This is a genomic window from Natronomonas sp. (assembly GCF_046483325.1).
Taxonomy (GTDB): domain Archaea; phylum Halobacteriota; class Halobacteria; order Halobacteriales; family Haloarculaceae; genus Natronomonas.
This window is the reverse complement of record NZ_JAWODL010000016.1, coordinates 102,978-119,202: the sequence shown is the minus strand read 5'-3', so window position 1 is coordinate 119,202 and position 16,225 is coordinate 102,978. Positions and strand designations below refer to the sequence as shown.

Sequence of the window (16,225 nt, the reverse complement as noted above, 5' to 3'; positions counted from 1 at the left end):
CCATTCGAACGGGCGCTTCGCGCCCGTGAGAGAGCGAGCGAAGTCGTTCGAAAGACCGGAGATCTCTCGTGATGACGAGCCGTCAGAGGCGTCTCGAACCACGAGCGAGTAGGTCGGAGCGTGAACCGGCACTCCCCGACTCCCGTGTATATACCCTCCGCCGGATTGGTCTCAGAAATATGGGGGCACGTCGAACCGCGCCCGCTAAAGTCATCGTTCCCGATGAGCGCCACGACGACCTCCACGAATCCCTCCGGCAGCTCCTCCACTGTGCGAACCGTGGATACGAGGTCAATACGGGCTACAACGCGGCGAAGAGGACCGGGCTACGGTACGCCCGAAACGACGCACGGACTCCGTTCCTCGCCCGCGTCGGGGAGCGGAGACGTCTTGGAAAACGAAGTTTTCCAGCGGTCAGGACGAGGAACTCTCCGACTTCCTTCGATACCGGTAGACGTGCGCATAAATGGTGGGACGGTAAACGCCGAGAGTCACCGGCCTATCGCCGGGGACTGAGTGCTGGGAGTCTACATCAAAACCCTAACCCCCAACGAGCGAATCCCGTATGGGTGGGCGAAGCAGGGTAGGGTAGTTTACGCGCCGGCCTCTCCGAGCGCGGCCTCGATATCGTCGCGCTGTGTGACGCCGACGAAGCGCTCGACGACGCCGTCGTCGTTTTCGACGACGAGCGTCGGGAGTGACCGAACCTGGTACTCGTTCGCGACGTCCTGTTCTTTATCCACGTCGACCTTCTCGAATTCGACGTCCGGGTACTCTTCGGCGATTTCGTCGAGGATCGGATCCTGCGTCTTACACGGGCCGCACCAGTCGGCGTAGAAGTCTTTGAGCGTGACGGGCATGGCTAGCGATATCCCAGCCGAGCGCATAAGGGTTTTCCAAACGGCACGAAACGGGTGGAACCCCCGGGCAAATCCGGTGGTCGAAACGCTTAGGATGCCGGAGGCGAATCGTGACGTATGAGCAGCGGTCAAAACTCCGGTGGGTTGATGTCCAGCGCCGGACTCGTCCGATACTTCGACTCCGAGGATAGCAACACGCCGACGATGGATCCCCGAACGGTCATCGCCTTCGGGGTTCTCATGGGTGTATTCATCCTGATGTTGAACGCGTTGGCCTGACCGGTACGGATCACTTCCGCCGCGGCCGCCGAACCCTTTTACCTGAAAGCGACCAACGACGAGTCGTGGCGAAATCGGACGGTTCCCGGCGATATTTCCCCTACGACGAGCCGTACGACCATCAGACGGACGCGATGGGGAAGATACGGGAGGCGCTCGTCGAGGAGCGCGACGTGCTCTTCGAGGGGGCGTGCGGAACGGGCAAGACGCTCGCATCGCTCGTCCCGGCGCTCGAATACGGGCAGGCGGCGGGCAAGACGGTCGTCATCACCACGAACGTCCACCAACAGACCCGGCAGTTCATCGAAGAGGCGCGCGCAATCGCCGACACGGAGCCGATCCGCGCGGTGGTCTTCCGCGGGAAGGCGTCGATGTGTCATATAGACGTCGGCTACGAGGAGTGTCAGGCGCTCCGGGATACGACGCGCGAACTGGTCGACAAAGAGCAGGATATCGCGGAGCTAGAGGAACGCGAGGGCGAACTCCTCGATGCGAGCCGCGACGGCGACGGCGAGGCGGCCCAAGCCCGCGGCTCCGTGATGGAGGAACTCGAGGACCTCGAGGTCGGCGCCGAGGCCATCCGCGAGGAACAGAACATCTGCGAGCGTTACTACAACAACCTCGCCCGTGACACCGACGAGTTCTACCGGTGGCTCTACGGGGACGTTCGGACGCCGGACGAGATCTACGAGTACGCCCACGAGCGGGATCTCTGCGGCTACGAACTGCTGAAGGACGGGATGGAGGGCGTCGACCTCGTCATCTGTAACTACCATCACCTGCTCGATCCGATGATTCGCGAGCAGTTCTTCCGGTGGCTCGGCCGCGACCCCGAGGACATCGTCGTCGTCTTCGACGAGGCGCACAACGTCGCCGACGCCGCACGCGATCACGCGACGCGAACGCTCGCCGAACGAACCCTCGACGGAGCGCTCGACGAACTCGACGGGGTCGAGGACGCGCGGGCGGACCCGGCGGCGAACGTCATCGGAACGTTCCGGGACGCGCTGGTCGACACGTACGAGGACTCCTTCGGCCTCGGCGATCGCGAAGCGGTCGACGAGGAGTGGACCGACGTGTCCATCGACAACGAAACCGGTCGGGACGACCTGTCGGTTACGTTCTTACAGAACTACACTGGGCAGGGGTTCGGGACCGATCTCGAGGAGGCGCTCGCGTTCGGCGAGGAGCTGGACCGCCGCTACGAACGCGCGTACAAGCAGGGCGAGGAGACGACCCGAAAGGAGTGTCCGACGCTCACGGCGTCGGCGTTCATCGAGCGGTGGATGGAATCGAGCGTCGAGCTCGGACAGTACCCCGTCGCGGGTGTCCGTCGGACCGAAACCGGCGTGGTCGGGAGAGCCGAGTTATACACCTGCTTGCCGAGACAGGTCACTGAGCCGCTGTTCGAGGAGCTTCACGCGACGATTCTCATGAGCGCGACGCTTCGACCCTTCGACGTCACGGAGGACGTGTTGGGGCTCGACGATCCACTCACGATGGCCTACGGCGAGCAGTTCCCCCAATCGCGCCGGCGCACCTACGCCGTCGAGACGCCAGCCCTCTTCGCGAGCCAGCGCGACGATCCCGGCGTCCAAGAGACCATCGGCGACGTAATCGAGGACACGGTCCGGTTCACCCCCGGCAACACCCTCGCCTTCTTCCCGAGTTACGCGGAGGCCGAGCGCTATTATCACCGATTCTCGGGCGAGTCGACTCCATATCTCGACAGACCGGGTATCCGCGCGGAAGAGCTCAGACGGGAGTTCATCGCGGACGACGACGCGGTCCTGTTCACGTCGCTTTGGGGTACGCTGGCGGAGGGCGTCAGCTTCGATGACGACGATGCTCGAAGCGTGATCGTCGTGGGCGTGCCGTACCCGCATCTCGATGACCGGATGGAGGCCGTCCAGCGCGCCTATCAGGGCGCGTTCGGCGACGGGTCGGGTGGCGACGCGGGCTGGCGGTACGCCGTCGAGATCCCGACGGTTCGGAAGACGCGGCAGGCGCTCGGTCGGGTCGTCCGATCGCCGGACGATTTCGGGGTTCGCGTCCTCGTCGACGAGCGCTACACGAGTTCGAAACGGCACGAACTCGCCGAGTACAGCGTCTATCCGAGCTTTCCGCCCGAGGAGCGCGACGAGCACATCGACATCGCCCCCGAGAAACTGAAGTTCGCTATGTTGAATTTCTATACGGACGTGGACGCGTGGGACGGATCACCTCCGGCCCCGTGATCGAATCCGGCGATTCCGCTCGCTCTACACCGGATACTCGGCGTCGGGATCGACGACGCGGTCGGGTTCGGCGGGCATTCGCCAGTCGGTAGCGAGTTCGAGAAACTGCACCAACATTCTGCCAGTCGCCCCCCAGACGGTGTACCCATCGACGCGGAAGTAGTGGATCCGAATGTCGCCGTAGTAGGGATGTTCTCGTCGCTCGGATTCGTAGTTTTCGCGGTCTGTGAGCCCTGAAACCGGAAGAATAACGATCTCCGCGACTTCGCGTTCGTCCGGAACGTACTCCGCGTCGGGAATCCGCGCGACGAACGGTCGGACCGCGTAGTTCGACACCGTCGGAATGTCGTCGAGGCGGCCGACGATCTCGGCCACCTCGGGATCGAGCCCGATCTCCTCGAACGCCTCGCGCTTTGCGGTCGTTTCGAGGGTCTCGTCCTCGGGTTCGCGCCCACCGCCGGGGAAGCTCATCTGTCCCGGATGCTCGCCAAGATGGTCGGCGCGTTTCGTAAAGAGCAGGTACTCGCCGTCGGCGCGGGTGATAACCGGGACGAGGACGGAGGCCTCTCTGTCGCCCTCGACCGTCGCGGTCGGCTTATACCGCACGACCCGCTCCCAATCCATGTGGGGGGTAGACGTTCGATCTTAATAGTTCGTCCCATCCCGGACGGTATCGAGCAGCTCCCTGATCCCCGCGAGATTTGGTCCGCCCCACGCCTCGATGTCGTAGCTGATGTCGATGAGAACGGTCGCCCGCTCGCCCGCCTCGAGCGTCGCCGCACAGACCGCCTCGGTTCGAAGCCGCTCGATCGCCGCATCGACGACCACTGCTCTGTCGAGCGACCGTCCGTCGGTGTCGAGGATGTGCGGTAGGTCTTCGGCTCCGTCGGGGAGTGTTGGAAAGGCGGCCGGGCCGGGGGCCACGAGTCGATCGACGTCACGGTCGACGCCGACGAGCGCGAAGGCCGCGAGCGCGTCGTCGATGGCATCTTCGGTGACTTCCTCGCCGCGTCGGTATGCGAGCTCAGAGAGCGCGAGTGTCGCCTCCTCGCGGGTCAACGTCCCGAAGAGATCGACGACGCCGGCCACCTCGTCGGGCGTGAACATGTCCGTCAATCCTCGGCCGACCGTGGTGAACGTTCCGGACGCGGCGCGGGACGTGTCGATCGCTCCCGCGCCCGACCGTCCGATTTTAAGTCCTCGGCGACCCCTGTCGGGATATGATCCTCTCGGATACCGACATCCGTCGGCGACTGACCGACGGCGATCTCGTCGTCGAACCGCTCGCCGATCCGGAGCTACAGATACAGCCGGCGAGCATCGACCTCCGCCTCGGCCGGGAATTCCTCGAGTTTCAGCGGACGAACATCTCCTGTATCCATCCGAACCGCGAACAGGAAGTCGGTGAGTACGTCGAGGAGACCCACGTCGAGGAGGGCGAGGAGTTCATCCTCCACCCCGGTGACTTCGTCTTGGGGACGACCAAAGAGCGCGTCGAGATTCCACCGGATCTCCTGGGGACCGTCCAGGGACGCTCCTCGCTGGGCCGACTCGCGATCGTCATCCACGCGACGGCGGGCATCATCGATCCCGGCTATCGCGGGCAGATCACCCTCGAACTGTCGAACCTCGGGACCGCACCGGTCGCGCTGAGTCCCGACATGCGCATCTCACAGGTCATCTTCACGGAACTGAAAAACGCCGCATCGTCGCCCTACGGCAGTGACCGCGGCTCGAAGTATCAGGACCAGTCGGGGCCGCAGGCCTCTCGGATCCAGTCCGACGAGGAGTTCGGCGGCGCACAGTTGGAGCGATGAAATTCATCGAAGAGATCGTCGTCGAGGAGTTCCTCCCGACGTTCCGGACCATGCTCGCCGGCGAACTCCGCGAGCGCGGTCGAACCCAAAGTGAGGTCGCCGATCTGCTCGGGGTCAGCCAGAGTGCCGTCTCGAAGTACGCCCACGGCGAGGTCGACATCAACGACGACATCGCGACCGACGAGCGAGTCGTAGGCCTGGTCGAGCGGATCGCAGAGGGACTTTCGGCCGGCGACATGAGCCGCGTGCAAGCGCTCGTCGAGACCGAGGTGTTGATTCGGCGACTCGAACGCGCCGATCTGCTCGCCCGTATCCACGAGGCCGCGTACCCGCCGATCGGCGAGTACGACGGTCCGCTGGACATCCACGACCCCGACGGTGAGTTGCGGATAACCGAACGGGTTCGGTCGTCGGTTCGCCGCGGCGTCCGCACCCTCGAAAACACGAGCGGTTTCGCCTCCCTCATCCCGGCTGTCGGCTCCAATCTCGTCGAGGCACTTCCCGAGGCGACGACGATCGACGGCGTCGCCGGCGTTCCCGGGCGGATCCTCGATATCAAGGGCCGCGCGACCGTCCCCGGCGAACCGGAGTTCGGCGTCTCAGAGCACGTCGCGTCGATCCTGCTCGCCGCCCGAGGCGCTGGGTCGGACGCTCGCGCCGCCCTCAACATCAGCTACGACGCCGGGACGATCGACGCCCTCGAATCGGCCGGCTGTGTCACCGCCGAGTTCGACGCCGATCGCGATATCGAAACCGCAGTCGCAGAAGCCATCCACGGGACGCCCGACGTCGACGTACTCTATCAGACCGGTAGCTTCGGCATCGAACCCATCTGCTATGTGCTCGGTCCGGATGCTTCGGCCGTCGTCGAGATCGTCCGAAAAATAACTCAATGAGGGGGCAAAGCCCCGATAACCGTGGAAAGATCGGAGTGATTCACAGAAAATCAGCGAGGAAGCCTACGGCTTCAGCCGTGGGTCACTGACGGGAATTCGCTATCATGAACGACGTTGCTCGGTTCTACGGTCGGTGGGCCGACCTGTACGATCGGATCGCGACCGCCCCCGGCGTCGCTAGGTGGCGGCGAGTCGCCGCCGGGCGGGTCGCAAGCGAGGGCGACACCGTCGTCGACGCCGGTTGTGGAAGCGGTGGGAATCTTCCGTTCCTCCGTGAGCGCGTCGGGTCCGATGGGACGGTCATCGGAGTGGATCTGACCGGACCGCTGCTCTCTCGCGCTCGCGCTCGGGTCGCCGAATACGACAACGTTTGGGTCCTCAGAGGCGACGCAACGTCACTTCCGATCGCGGAGGCGGACGCCGTTCTCGCGACGTTCGTCTGCGGGCTGTTCGACGATCCGACGACGGTCGTCGATCGCTGGTGTGACCTCGTCGGTCCGGGGGGTCGGGTCGGGCTTCTCGATGCGACCACGACCGACCAGCCGATCGGCAGGCCGCTCAATCCGGTTTTCAAGGCGTTCGTCGCGGCCGGATCGCCCACGAGCGGCGTCGAAGACGTTCTCTCGGCTCCATTCGACCGTTTCGACGGAGCGCTTTCGCGCCGCGTCGGTGCCTCGCGCGCCGCCCTCGCCGAACGAACCGTCGGGCGGCGCTACGAGGAGTTCGGATTGGGGTTCGTCGGCCTCGCGAGCGGAACGGTCGCCCAGCGAGACGGGTGACGGATCGGTTCAGTCGTCGGCGGGTTCGGCTCTGGTCGCCATTTCGACCGCCGGACCGTCGACGCCGAGTTCGTCCATCGCGATCTGTGCGGCGCGCTTTCCGGAGAGCAACATCGCGCCGAATGTCGGCCCCATTCGGGGGAGTCCGTGGGTCGTCGCCGTCGCCATTCCCGTCGCGATCAACCCCTCGTGGACGAGGTCGGTGCGTTCGACGACCGCGTCCTCGCTTTTGGCGACCCACATCGAATCGTGGCCAGGCGAGTCGTGCCCCGGTGCACCGTAGGAGTCGGCGTCGGTTTGATCCATCCCGGTGTTGTGCGCCTGGGCGTGTTCGAGCCCGGCGGCTTCGAGGACGCCGCGCTCTTGAAGCTTCGAGACGGCGACCGCGTCGTGGCCGGTCGCGTCGATGACGAGGTCGGCCTCGACCGCGATCGGATCGACGCACGTGATCTCCCGGGGGAGCGCGTGCACCGGCGTCCAGTTCATCACGATGCCGCCGACGCGGTGATCCTCGCGGATGACGATGTCGGTGAACTCCGTCATGTTCTGCATCTTCGCGCCGGCATCGCAGGCGGCTTTGATGAGTCCCGAACAGGCCTCCGGCCCGTTCGCGACGTAGAGACCGTCCGCCTCGTCGCTCTCCGTGTAATCAACGTCGAGTCCATCCAGGATTCTCTGGGCGGGGTCGCGGACGGTCACCTTGTTCATCAGAAAGCCACCGAGCCAAAACCCCCCTCCCAGGTAGTTGTTCTTTTCTACGACCATCGTTTTCACGCTCCGTTCGGAGAGCTCTTTGGCCGCGACGAGCCCCGAGGGACCCCCGCCGACGACGATCACGTCCGACTCGGAAAAGTCGAGGAACTCCTCGGACCACTCCGCGCCGATCGCGCGGGTTACTTCGGCTTCACTGACGTCGCTGAATCGGTTAAACTGGGTCATACAACTGGATAATATTAGTCGCAGATACTAATATGCTGTGCCCCGTTCGGACGACGGTCCTCCGGAGAAGGCGATCGGACGGAACCTCGGAGAGAAAGACCACTGTGGGAGCCGTGTATGTCACGGAAAACCGACAGCGATCGCCTGACACAGCAGCGCGAACGACGCTCCGACCCCGAGCATGGTCGTGTTTGCGCGTGGATTCGCTGCCGGCGTGATTTCGAAGCTGTGATGCCACATCGAGAGCGGATAGAACGGTCGGATCCCCATCGGTGTGATGCTGTCGGCGAGTAGATGCGATCCGAGCGAGAGCGCCGTCGCGATTCCCGCTGTCGCGGCCATCGCCATCGGTCGGTCGATCGGTGCGCCGACGAGCGCGCCGACGAGCGCGCCGACGAGCGCGCCGACGATGACGAACCAGATCGTGTGCGTCGGTCCTCGGTGGTCGATCGGCAACAGTTCGTCGGCGTCGGGGAGGGTCGAACACGCCACTGCGACGACGGCACCGAACGCGGCGAGCCACGGTTCGCCGCCGCGGCTCAGCGCCGCCCCGACCGGCCCGTAGAGAAAGAGCGCTGCCCCGACGTGGCCCCACCGGTACATACCTATCGTTTCGTGTCGAACCGTATCAACGCTCCGGGACGAAAACGGTCGAGCATCACGGCGCTCGTCGCGCTTTGACGATGGATTTTATCTATACCGATACTGTAGCGAGATACGGATGTGTATCGATGTATAGGCGCAGGCTGCTCTGGGCGCTCGTCCCCTCACTTTCTGTGTCGGTCGCCGGCTGTAACGACGCCGACCCGATGAACGGGCCGGATCAAGGCTCGGAGGCCACACCGGACGGCCGAGCGGAGATCGTCGACCACGAACTCGTCCGCGAAGGCGCCGGAACCGACGAGGAGACGGTCGCCATCGAAGGGGCGGTTCGTATACACGAGGAGGGACTCCAACACGTCGAGCTCCGGGGCCGTTTTTTCGATCCCGAGGGCGAGCCGCTCGATACGACGTTCGAACGGCTCCAAGAGATCGAGGTCGGAACGCAGCCCTTCGAGATCCAGTACCCCGAAATCGGTCCCGCCGCCGCCGCGGTCGACGGGTACGAGATCGAGATAACGACGGTCATCTAGCGTGTCCGAGCCGAACAGCCTCCTCGAGGACGAATTACCGGACATTCCCACAGAGATCGACAGGACCGAGATCCTCGCAAAGCAGGGAAGCATCACGTTCGCCGGCGACGTGATAAAGAAGCTCTTCGGGTTCCTCATCATCGCGGTCATCACCCGTCTCGTCAGCCCCGGTGTCTACGGGCTCTTCACCATCGCCGTTTCGTTGGTTCTGTTCATTCAGACGATCGCGGGGCTCGGGCTTCCGAAAGCCATCGATTACTTCGTCCCCCAACACCTCAACGACGATGACGACGCGACCGCACGTGGCGTCATCTACACCGCCGCGACGATCGTCCTCGTTTCCTCGACGATCGTCGCGGTCGCGCTCGTCAGCGTCCGGTTTCGGATCGCTGCACTGTTTGGCGAACCGGCGCTCGCGTTCGCGCTCTTGCTGTTGGCGGTGACGCTGCCGTTTTTGGCGATCTACAACCTTCTGCTCGCGAGTTTCAACGCGATCAAGCGACTGAAGTATCGCGTCTACATGCGGGATTTCGTCCGCCCGACGGTCCGGCTACTCTCGACTGCGGGGCTGCTTTTGGCCGGCGTGGGCCTCATCGGAATCGTTGCCGGCTACGTCATCGGTCTGTTCGCTTCGGTCTGCGTCGGCGTGCTCCTGCTGTGGTGGAACGCCCCGGAACTCCTCCGCGGTCCGGTGAGCGCCGCGTCGCCGCGCTCGATGCTCTCATACGCCGCACCGCTGGCCGTTGCGGGGCTAATCTACGTGATCATGGGCCAGATCGATTACTTCATCATCGGCCTGTTGGGCTCCGCGGAAGGCGTCGGGATCTATCGCGTCGGATACATGCTCGCGGCGAACATGCTCATAATCTTCACCGCCGTCTCCCCCGTGTTCAAACCGCTCATCGCGGAGGTCAGAGACGACGACGACAGCGTCCAACGCCAGTACCGGACGGCGACGCGGTGGGTCGCTGGCCTGACGCTTCCGCTCGCACTCACGTTGTCTCTCGGTGCCGGCGCGTATCTATCGCTCATCTTCACCGCCCAGTACGCCGCCGCCAGTCTCGCCGTCGTGATCCTCGCTACCGGCTACCTGATCAACGTCACCTGTGGCGGCCCCGACGGAGCGTTGCTGCAGGGACTCGGCTACTCCCGACTCGTCTTTTTGAACACGTCGCTGCTTTTGGGCACTAACGCGGTCGGGAGCGCGCTGTTGGTCCCACGGTTCGGGATTACGGGCGCGGCGATCGGAACCGCCTCGGCACTCGTCATCGCCGGTGTCGCCGCGATCTCCGAGGTGTACCTCGTTCGCGGGATTCACCCGATCACGCCGAGCCTGTTGAAACTGTTCCTGTCTGCCGTCCCCGCCGCTCTCGCGGGACTGCTCGTCGTCTTCGTGCTGCCGCCGATCGTCGTCGCCGTCGTCCTTCCGATCGTCGTCGCCGTCGTGTACGCGGTCGCGGTCATCACGACCGGTGCGCTCACCGACGCCGACGTCGCCTTTGCGGCACAGTTCGGTCCAACTGCCGAGGAGCTGGTCGCAACCGCCGCCGACCGGTGATCGGTGACCGGTCGGTCGCGCCAACCGCCGATTCGATGGCGACGTATCTCGGCGGCCCCTCGTATTACCGTCCCGCCGACGGTGCGATTCGCGCTAGCGTGGTCGCCGGCACGTCGACCGCGTCGAGTCGTTCACGGAGGCCGTCCGGAACGATCGAAACTCTGGCTGCAAGCCGTCGATCCCTGGCGATATCGGCCGCCAGCCGCTCGACGCCTGGTAACCCGCCGATCTCGGCGACCACCTCGGTCGCAGACGCGAGGCAATCCGCGCGTTCGAGCCGTTCTGCGTTCTCGAGACGGGTCTCGATCCGATCGAACCACACGGCCATCCCGTCCGGTACACCGTCCGAACACGGCTCGACGCTGGTCAGTTCGACCACCGGCGGCTCCGGTCGAACCGGCGTCGCGAACCCGACCGGCGTTCGCCCGGCGTCGATCGTCGTCGTCAGGCTCCGGACACCCCACCCACAGCGTGGCGTCCCGTCGATCCGTGGGGGCCAGACCGGCCCGTCGAACGACGGCTCGAGCCGGATTAGGTGGGGGCGATCGGCTTCGATCACCGCCTCGACGAACGTCACCCGTTCACCCTCGACCGTGTCGACCGTCAACGTCGGCATGCGCCGTCTGGTTGCCCTTTTGATTATAAACCGACGGGTCCACCCGGTGGACCGACGCGTCGAGCCACCGCTCGGCTGCACGCCGAGTCTCGAACCGGCTGCAGGCCAGTACGATCGGTAGTTCGATGCGACCGATACGAACGAGAGCGAGCGCGGCCGAGATCGGATCCGCATCCGCGTACCGGCCCACCTCGCAGCCTGGGACGGCTGCCACGGCGGCATCGGCCATCGGTTCGACCGTGTCGCGTCGTTCCCGGCGTGCTGTCCGTCGCAGGTTTTCGAGTCGATCCTCAAGCCGAAGCCGCCGCTCTCTCGTGTCTCGGACGGTTCGGGCCCGGCTCCGAACGTCGGCGAGCGCCTCCTTCGCGGCGACGTGTTCGGTTTCCGCTTCCGAGAGCTCCCGGATGGCGTCCCGATACTCGCCTTCGAGCTGCTCGTCGCCCGCCTCCTGCAGCCGCCCGCGGAGCGTCGCGACGCGCTCGCGTTTCGCGTCGAGTTCGGTGATACTCTCCGCGACCCGGCGCCACACGTCCGTCCGAGATGGCACCGAATCCGGACACGTTTCCAACTTCGCGCGTAGCTCCCGTCGTTCCGCATCGACGCTCGTCTCGATGTCGAGCGAGCGGGCCGCTGCCGCGAGCGCGTCCGCTCGGCGAAGCGGGAGTCCCGGTGCGATGACGCGGACGTGATCGTATAATGTCACAGCTCTCGTCGCTTCATCGTCGCCGGATTCGGATGTACGGAGTCGACCGCGAACTTCGCGTACGCGACGTTTCGGTTCGATCGACGCTGGTACGCCCTCGCGGCCTCGCGAATCGCTTCGGGAACGTCCCGAAACTCGTTGAACGGCTCGGTCCGCTCTATCTGGACGTCGTCCGGATGCTTTTCGCGCAAGCGCAATGCGAGAAACGCGCCGTGTTCGGTGTCGTCGAACAGCGCCGCCCGTCCGAGTCGACGGACGACGCTCGTCGCGTGTGTCCGACACGCGTTTCGAAGCGACGTTCGAGCGGCCTGCGAATACGTCACGACCAACAACACTGGTGATCTCTCGACACGTTTCGGTCTTAAACGTACGCCCTCATTCGATCCGTCGAACCGTCGGCGCGTCGGCGTCCGTCAACCGTCGGATCCGCTCGCGAGCCTCCCGCTCGGACGCGGCAACTACAACGGTTCCGTCGTCGGACCGATACGCCGAAAGCTCGCCGTCGAACTCGGTCGCGAACGTCCGAACAGCCGCTCGAATCCGTCGCTCGCAGGCATCGAGGTCGGCTTCACCGGCTTCGAACGCCGACAGCGCACCCTCTATCCGGCGGAGGGTTGCGATCCGATCCATCTACACCGTCCTCAAATGATCCGTCGACGGTTCGTACACGTCGCCCTGACGCCGAAGCTTCTCGATCTCGTGTTCGGCCTGGGATCGATCCATGCCTATCTCCTCGGCGCGATCGAGAATCGTCTCGATCGGCGCACCTTCGTCGTACTCGGTTTCGATCTCGCTTATCAGCGACTTGATGTTCTTGATGCGGTCGCGCTGGCTCTTGCTCCGGCCGGTTTCGACCACGTCGGCGTCGAACTCACCGGTTTCGGGATCGACACCGATATCCTTCAGACACGACCGGACGATCTCGATGACGCGCTCGGCGTCCTCGCGTTCGACCGTATCCGAGAGCCGCATCCGCGCCGAGGCCTCCGAGAGCCGAACCAACGCCTCCAACTTCCGTGCGGTCACCGGTACCGGCGCGTCGTCGCCTTGGCCCTTCGAGCGCAGATCGACGTAGAAATCCCGGATGCCGACCTTCGCCTCCTCGGTCATCATCGGGTAGCAGTTCCGCTTGGCGTAGGCGATGTACTTGCGCAACAACTCGGCGTCGATCTCCGGTTCGACGTTCTCGGTGACGTTCTCGACTTCCTCCTTGGAGACGTTCGAGGTCGTCGTGTTCTCGCGGTGGGTGAACAGCTCGCCCGCGTAGTTCGTGTTGATGATGTGATCCGCGAGGTTCGCGTCCTTCTCGGCGTCGGGTTGATCGGTGACGGTGAATATCAGATCGAACCGCGAGATGAGCGCGGGTTCCAGATCTATCTGTTCTCCGATGGATTCGTACTGGTCGAATCGACCGTATTTGGGGTTCGCAGCGCCCAAAAGGGAGCACCTGGACTTGAGAGTGGCGTTGATTCCTGCCTTGCTGACGCTTATGCTCTGCTGTTCGAGCGCTTCGTGCATTGCGGAGCGATCTTCCGGGCGCATCTTATCGAGCTCGTCGACAGCGGCGATTCCCTGATCCGCCAATACGAGCGCGCCGGCTTCCAGCGTCCACTGTTGGCCGTCACCGAAGTCGTCGCGGACCGCGGCGGCAGTCAGGCCGGCGCTAGACGAACCTTTACCGGACGTGTAAACCGATCGAGGTGCCAGATTTCGGACGTACTGCAAAAGCTGGGAGTTATGCGAGATGACGTTGTTCGAGACGTAGCTGTGAGTTCCCTCGACTTCGAGGTCGTAAACCCACTCGTAATCGGGTACGACAGCTTCGATCGAGTCGATCCGATCCCAGACGATATCGCTATCGACGAGCGCTCGAAGCCGTTCGATATCGGCCTCCACCGACAACGCCGCGTCAATCCTCTCCAATACGACTTCTTCCGCACCAGCCGCGCGTCCACCGTCCGGAACGACTTCGTTTCGTTCGCAGTAACTCACGGCGGTCTGCTCTACGCCCATCTTACTGGCTAACGAAGCCTGAGAGATGTTCAGCTCGTCGCGCACCTCGACGATGGTGTTCCAATCACCGGCGGAAACGGACTCGCGAAGCTCGGATAACTCGTCTAGCCTGTTCGAAAAGACGCTCAGGACCGTGCGGAGGCTGGAACGGCTCGGATCTCTGTCACCCCGCTCGTAATGTCGGTACGTGGTTCGTGGAAGCCCACAGTCGAACTGCGACAATTCGAGCCGCTCTCGGATCTCTCGAAGCTCGTTTCCGATGTTCGGAACGATGTCCGCATCTGTGTTCGCGGAGATCCCTTCGCACTCCGTGGCTGCATCGGGTTTCGGGTGGGTAACGAATCCTATCTGATTTCTGTATCGCTCGAAATCTCGACCGCTGATCCCGAGTCGATAGCTCCCGTTGGTCCCCGGTTGTAACTGCGCTTGAATCTCGAACGAAAGCAACAAAGTTCGAACGCCCTCTAGCAACTCCCGACTCATCGACGCGATCGAGAGTTCACGTTCCGTATCCGAAACCGTGCACTCGCCATCGATGTACGCTCTCAAGAACCCTGCCTTACACGGACGCGTGGCACGGAATAACACCGATGGTACACGCTGTTCGGCGGATCTCTCGAGCATTGCCGGCTCGAGGTTTTCGAGGAATCGAACGAACTCTTCGGACGAGCAAACCAGCCCGTTCGCAGTTTTTCGGCGATGTGGCTTCCGTTCGAAATAGTTCACTCCGAGCCGATCGAAGACCGATGCCGCATCATCGAGTATCTCTCTGTCGTTGTTCGTCAGCCAGACGCTGTCTGTGTTGTCGTCGCGATGCTCGACGTACCCTTCCGCGACGATGTAACCGATCAATCTGGCGAGTCCGGGTGTCAGTCTATCGGGTGCCTCCAGCCGAACGGCGTTGTTCGCTTTCGATCTGCGATAGGAAACGTCGAGGGTGTCATCGCCTTCTACCGGTAACGAGCGCGGGGCGGCAATGAACTCCCCCTCTTCCAGAGCTTTCGTCTGACGGGCTCGAAGACATCCGCCAGAGCTCACGAATAACGGGTGGCTCGGCGTCACTTCCAACGTTCGACCGGTTGCCGTTTCGACCCGATACATCCGTTCCGGTGACTCGCGTTTCCAGACTTTCGTCGCCCGTTGACGGGTGAGAACGCCGTCATGGCTCATCGATGGGACCTCAAAATCAACCTCGTCGTAGACTCCGTCGTCTATCGGTTTCGGATCGTCAAGGTTCGATTCGACGAGCTCTTCGAGCGGAACCTCGCTTCCATCCGAAAGGGTGACTTTCGTCTCCCCCCTCGCGCACTTACCCGTACCGGGATCGCCGATCAGGAGCATGTGCAAATCTCCACGCGTCCGTGACCCGTCCGGGAGGTGTTTCGTGACGCCCGAGAACAACTGCATGATGATGGCAAGTTTCTCCTGATCGTAGCCGTAGATCGAGGGGGCCATCGACGCGATCATCTTCTCGTAGATGTCCGATTCGTTCGAGAGTTCGATGATCCGCTTTTTGTCCTCGTCGGTGATGTCCATGTCCTCGAACTGCTCGTCCTCGATCTCGACGGACATCCCGTCCATGTAGACGTCGAAGATGGGTGATTTCTCCTGGTTCGACCCCTGTTGGTCGAGGTGGAGAACGCCTGTCACGCGGACGTGATCGCCGGCGGTCACCCGTCCCGTGATGTCGTCATCGATGTGGACGTCGATGCTCTGTGGCGTTTCGCCGCCGCGGAGTCCCTCCGGGGATTCCTGTACCCGGAGCTTCTGTGCGTCGACGAACTCCGATTGGTCGAAGTTGATGTCGAACGGTCCCTGTCGCTCACAGCCCTGACACTCGTGTGGTTCGTAGAAGTCGCCGGAGGTCTGCGGAATGCGCGTGAGGGTGCCACAACGCTGACACTCGAAGGCGGCCTCCGTTATCTTCGGGCGGACGTCGGTCGCCTTTCGGATGATTCCCGTCACCTCGACGAGTTGGCCGCGGTGGCGCGCGCGAATGTCGCGGATGCCGGTCGTCTTCTGGAGGTTCTTGATCCGGACGTGCGCTTGCCCCAGTTTCACGTCGACCGGCAGATCGTAGAGTCTGAGCGCCTCCTCGGCGTAATCGCGCATCTGGTCGGGTTGAGCGATGAAGTCGTCGGCGAGGTCCGGATCGAACCGATACAGATCGTCCCAGCCGATGTACAGCGACCGCTTCTCGTTCGGGTACTTCTGAGCGAGCTGGCCGATCTCGTTTCGGTAGTAGTCGCGATAGAACCCCTCGAACTTGTCGATGACTTCCGTGTTTTCCGCGCGAGCCATTTAGTATACTCTTTTCGCGCGCGACCGAATAAGAACCTTGCCTCGTCGCGTCGTCGACGGACGCCTGACTCGATACACCCTCTGTCCGTCGTCA

General features: G+C 63.4%; 17 protein-coding genes and 1 pseudogene. 8 read left to right on the top strand and 10 right to left on the bottom strand.

What is annotated here, in order from left to right; translation table 11 throughout:
• Positions 1–242: 242 nt before the first annotated feature.
• Positions 243–516 (top strand): annotated as a pseudogene (locus R6U53_RS06055) (transposase); the annotation flags it as partial.
• Between the two features lie 77 nt (positions 517–593).
• On the opposite strand, the gene R6U53_RS06050 reads toward R6U53_RS06055, so the two are convergent.
• Positions 594–860 carry a thioredoxin domain-containing protein gene (locus R6U53_RS06050; protein WP_410321464.1) on the bottom strand — a complete coding sequence of 89 codons (267 nt, stop codon included), beginning with the start codon at positions 858–860 and terminating at the stop codon, positions 594–596.
• A gap of 117 nt (positions 861–977) precedes the next feature.
• On the opposite strand from R6U53_RS06050, the gene R6U53_RS06045 reads away from it, so the two are divergent.
• Both R6U53_RS06045 and R6U53_RS06040 read left to right on the top strand, forming a co-directional pair.
• Positions 978–1,139, top strand: a complete 162-nt coding sequence (locus R6U53_RS06045) for a preprotein translocase subunit Sec61beta (RefSeq protein WP_410321463.1) — start codon at positions 978–980, stop codon at positions 1,137–1,139.
• A gap of 134 nt (positions 1,140–1,273) precedes the next feature.
• The gene (locus tag R6U53_RS06040) at positions 1,274–3,376 is read left to right on the top strand and encodes an ATP-dependent DNA helicase (protein ID WP_410321588.1); all 2,103 of its coding nucleotides are present in this window, start codon (positions 1,274–1,276) and stop codon (positions 3,374–3,376) included.
• A 24-nt stretch (positions 3,377–3,400) separates the two neighbouring features.
• Here the strand turns inward: R6U53_RS06040 and R6U53_RS06035 are convergent, their stop codons facing one another.
• Complete coding sequence (locus tag R6U53_RS06035) at positions 3,401–4,000, bottom strand: NUDIX hydrolase (RefSeq protein WP_410321462.1); 600 nt, start codon at positions 3,998–4,000, stop codon at positions 3,401–3,403.
• A 21-nt stretch (positions 4,001–4,021) separates the two neighbouring features.
• On the bottom strand, positions 4,022–4,483 hold the full coding sequence (locus R6U53_RS06030; protein ID WP_410321461.1) for a hypothetical protein: 462 nt from the start codon (positions 4,481–4,483) through the stop codon (positions 4,022–4,024).
• A 113-nt stretch (positions 4,484–4,596) separates the two neighbouring features.
• Between R6U53_RS06030 and dcd the strand changes: the two genes are divergently transcribed.
• From dcd to R6U53_RS06015, 3 genes are all read left to right on the top strand, one after another.
• Positions 4,597–5,193, top strand: a complete 597-nt coding sequence (gene dcd, locus R6U53_RS06025) for a dCTP deaminase (RefSeq protein WP_410321460.1) — start codon at positions 4,597–4,599, stop codon at positions 5,191–5,193.
• Complete coding sequence (locus tag R6U53_RS06020) at positions 5,190–6,089, top strand: thiamine-phosphate synthase family protein (RefSeq protein WP_410321459.1); 900 nt, start codon at positions 5,190–5,192, stop codon at positions 6,087–6,089. Before dcd ends, R6U53_RS06020 begins: the two co-directional genes overlap by 4 nt.
• Positions 6,090–6,193: 104 nt before the next feature.
• Complete coding sequence (locus R6U53_RS06015) at positions 6,194–6,868, top strand: class I SAM-dependent methyltransferase (protein ID WP_410321458.1); 675 nt, start codon at positions 6,194–6,196, stop codon at positions 6,866–6,868.
• 9 nt (positions 6,869–6,877) lie between these two features.
• Here R6U53_RS06015 and R6U53_RS06010 read toward each other — a convergent pair whose 3' ends face one another.
• Together R6U53_RS06010 and R6U53_RS06005 are read right to left on the bottom strand one after the other, a co-directional pair.
• Positions 6,878–7,807: a sulfide-dependent adenosine diphosphate thiazole synthase gene (locus tag R6U53_RS06010; protein ID WP_410321457.1), complete on the bottom strand. Its 930-nt coding sequence runs from the start codon at positions 7,805–7,807 to the stop codon at positions 6,878–6,880.
• A 120-nt stretch (positions 7,808–7,927) separates the two neighbouring features.
• Complete coding sequence (locus R6U53_RS06005; protein WP_410321456.1) at positions 7,928–8,410, bottom strand: metal-dependent hydrolase; 483 nt, start codon at positions 8,408–8,410, stop codon at positions 7,928–7,930.
• A gap of 128 nt (positions 8,411–8,538) precedes the next feature.
• On the opposite strand from R6U53_RS06005, the gene R6U53_RS06000 reads away from it, so the two are divergent.
• Positions 8,539–8,940 carry a hypothetical protein gene (locus R6U53_RS06000; protein ID WP_410321455.1) on the top strand — a complete coding sequence of 134 codons (402 nt, stop codon included), beginning with the start codon at positions 8,539–8,541 and terminating at the stop codon, positions 8,938–8,940.
• 1 nt (position 8,941) lies between these two features.
• A complete protein-coding gene (locus tag R6U53_RS05995) occupies positions 8,942–10,498 on the top strand; it encodes a flippase (RefSeq protein ID WP_410321454.1) in 1,557 nt (518 codons plus the stop codon).
• A gap of 64 nt (positions 10,499–10,562) precedes the next feature.
• Here the strand turns inward: R6U53_RS05995 and R6U53_RS05990 are convergent, their stop codons facing one another.
• The 5 genes from R6U53_RS05990 to R6U53_RS05970 are packed head-to-tail and all read right to left on the bottom strand — an operon-like array spanning position 10,563 to position 16,131.
• Positions 10,563–11,114: a hypothetical protein gene (locus R6U53_RS05990; protein WP_410321453.1), complete on the bottom strand. Its 552-nt coding sequence runs from the start codon at positions 11,112–11,114 to the stop codon at positions 10,563–10,565.
• Positions 11,080–11,817, bottom strand: coding sequence for a hypothetical protein (locus R6U53_RS05985; protein ID WP_410321452.1), 738 nt, complete (start codon positions 11,815–11,817; stop codon positions 11,080–11,082). Before R6U53_RS05985 ends, R6U53_RS05990 begins: the two co-directional genes overlap by 35 nt.
• Positions 11,814–12,152, bottom strand: a complete 339-nt coding sequence (locus R6U53_RS05980) for a hypothetical protein (RefSeq protein ID WP_410321451.1) — start codon at positions 12,150–12,152, stop codon at positions 11,814–11,816. The genes R6U53_RS05985 and R6U53_RS05980 overlap by 4 nt, the downstream gene beginning before the upstream one ends.
• 40 nt (positions 12,153–12,192) lie before the next feature.
• Entirely contained in the window at positions 12,193–12,447 is a 255-nt protein-coding gene (locus tag R6U53_RS05975; RefSeq protein WP_410321450.1) for a hypothetical protein, read from the bottom strand.
• A complete protein-coding gene (locus tag R6U53_RS05970; RefSeq protein WP_410321449.1) occupies positions 12,448–16,131 on the bottom strand; it encodes an LAGLIDADG family homing endonuclease in 3,684 nt (1,227 codons plus the stop codon).
• Positions 16,132–16,225 lie beyond the last annotated feature (94 nt).

What these genes read in the sequence shown, in the direction of transcription:
- R6U53_RS06050 (WP_410321464.1), bottom strand. Translation starts at nt 860, where the DNA reads ATGCCCGTCACGCTCAAAGACTTCTACGCCGACTGGTGCGGCCCGTGT.
- R6U53_RS06045 (WP_410321463.1), top strand. Translation starts at nt 978, where the DNA reads ATGAGCAGCGGTCAAAACTCCGGTGGGTTGATGTCCAGCGCCGGACTC.
- R6U53_RS06040 (WP_410321588.1), top strand. Translation starts at nt 1,274, where the DNA reads ATGGGGAAGATACGGGAGGCGCTCGTCGAGGAGCGCGACGTGCTCTTC.
- R6U53_RS06035 (WP_410321462.1), bottom strand. Translation starts at nt 4,000, where the DNA reads ATGGATTGGGAGCGGGTCGTGCGGTATAAGCCGACCGCGACGGTCGAG.
- R6U53_RS06030 (WP_410321461.1), bottom strand. Translation starts at nt 4,483, where the DNA reads ATGTTCACGCCCGACGAGGTGGCCGGCGTCGTCGATCTCTTCGGGACG.
- dcd (WP_410321460.1), top strand. Translation starts at nt 4,597, where the DNA reads ATGATCCTCTCGGATACCGACATCCGTCGGCGACTGACCGACGGCGAT.
- R6U53_RS06020 (WP_410321459.1), top strand. Translation starts at nt 5,190, where the DNA reads ATGAAATTCATCGAAGAGATCGTCGTCGAGGAGTTCCTCCCGACGTTC.
- R6U53_RS06015 (WP_410321458.1), top strand. Translation starts at nt 6,194, where the DNA reads ATGAACGACGTTGCTCGGTTCTACGGTCGGTGGGCCGACCTGTACGAT.
- R6U53_RS06010 (WP_410321457.1), bottom strand. Translation starts at nt 7,807, where the DNA reads ATGACCCAGTTTAACCGATTCAGCGACGTCAGTGAAGCCGAAGTAACC.
- R6U53_RS06005 (WP_410321456.1), bottom strand. Translation starts at nt 8,410, where the DNA reads ATGTACCGGTGGGGCCACGTCGGGGCAGCGCTCTTTCTCTACGGGCCG.
- R6U53_RS06000 (WP_410321455.1), top strand. Translation starts at nt 8,539, where the DNA reads ATGTATAGGCGCAGGCTGCTCTGGGCGCTCGTCCCCTCACTTTCTGTG.
- R6U53_RS05990 (WP_410321453.1), bottom strand. Translation starts at nt 11,114, where the DNA reads ATGCCGACGTTGACGGTCGACACGGTCGAGGGTGAACGGGTGACGTTC.
- R6U53_RS05975 (WP_410321450.1), bottom strand. Translation starts at nt 12,447, where the DNA reads ATGGATCGGATCGCAACCCTCCGCCGGATAGAGGGTGCGCTGTCGGCG.
- R6U53_RS05970 (WP_410321449.1), bottom strand. Translation starts at nt 16,131, where the DNA reads ATGGCTCGCGCGGAAAACACGGAAGTCATCGACAAGTTCGAGGGGTTC.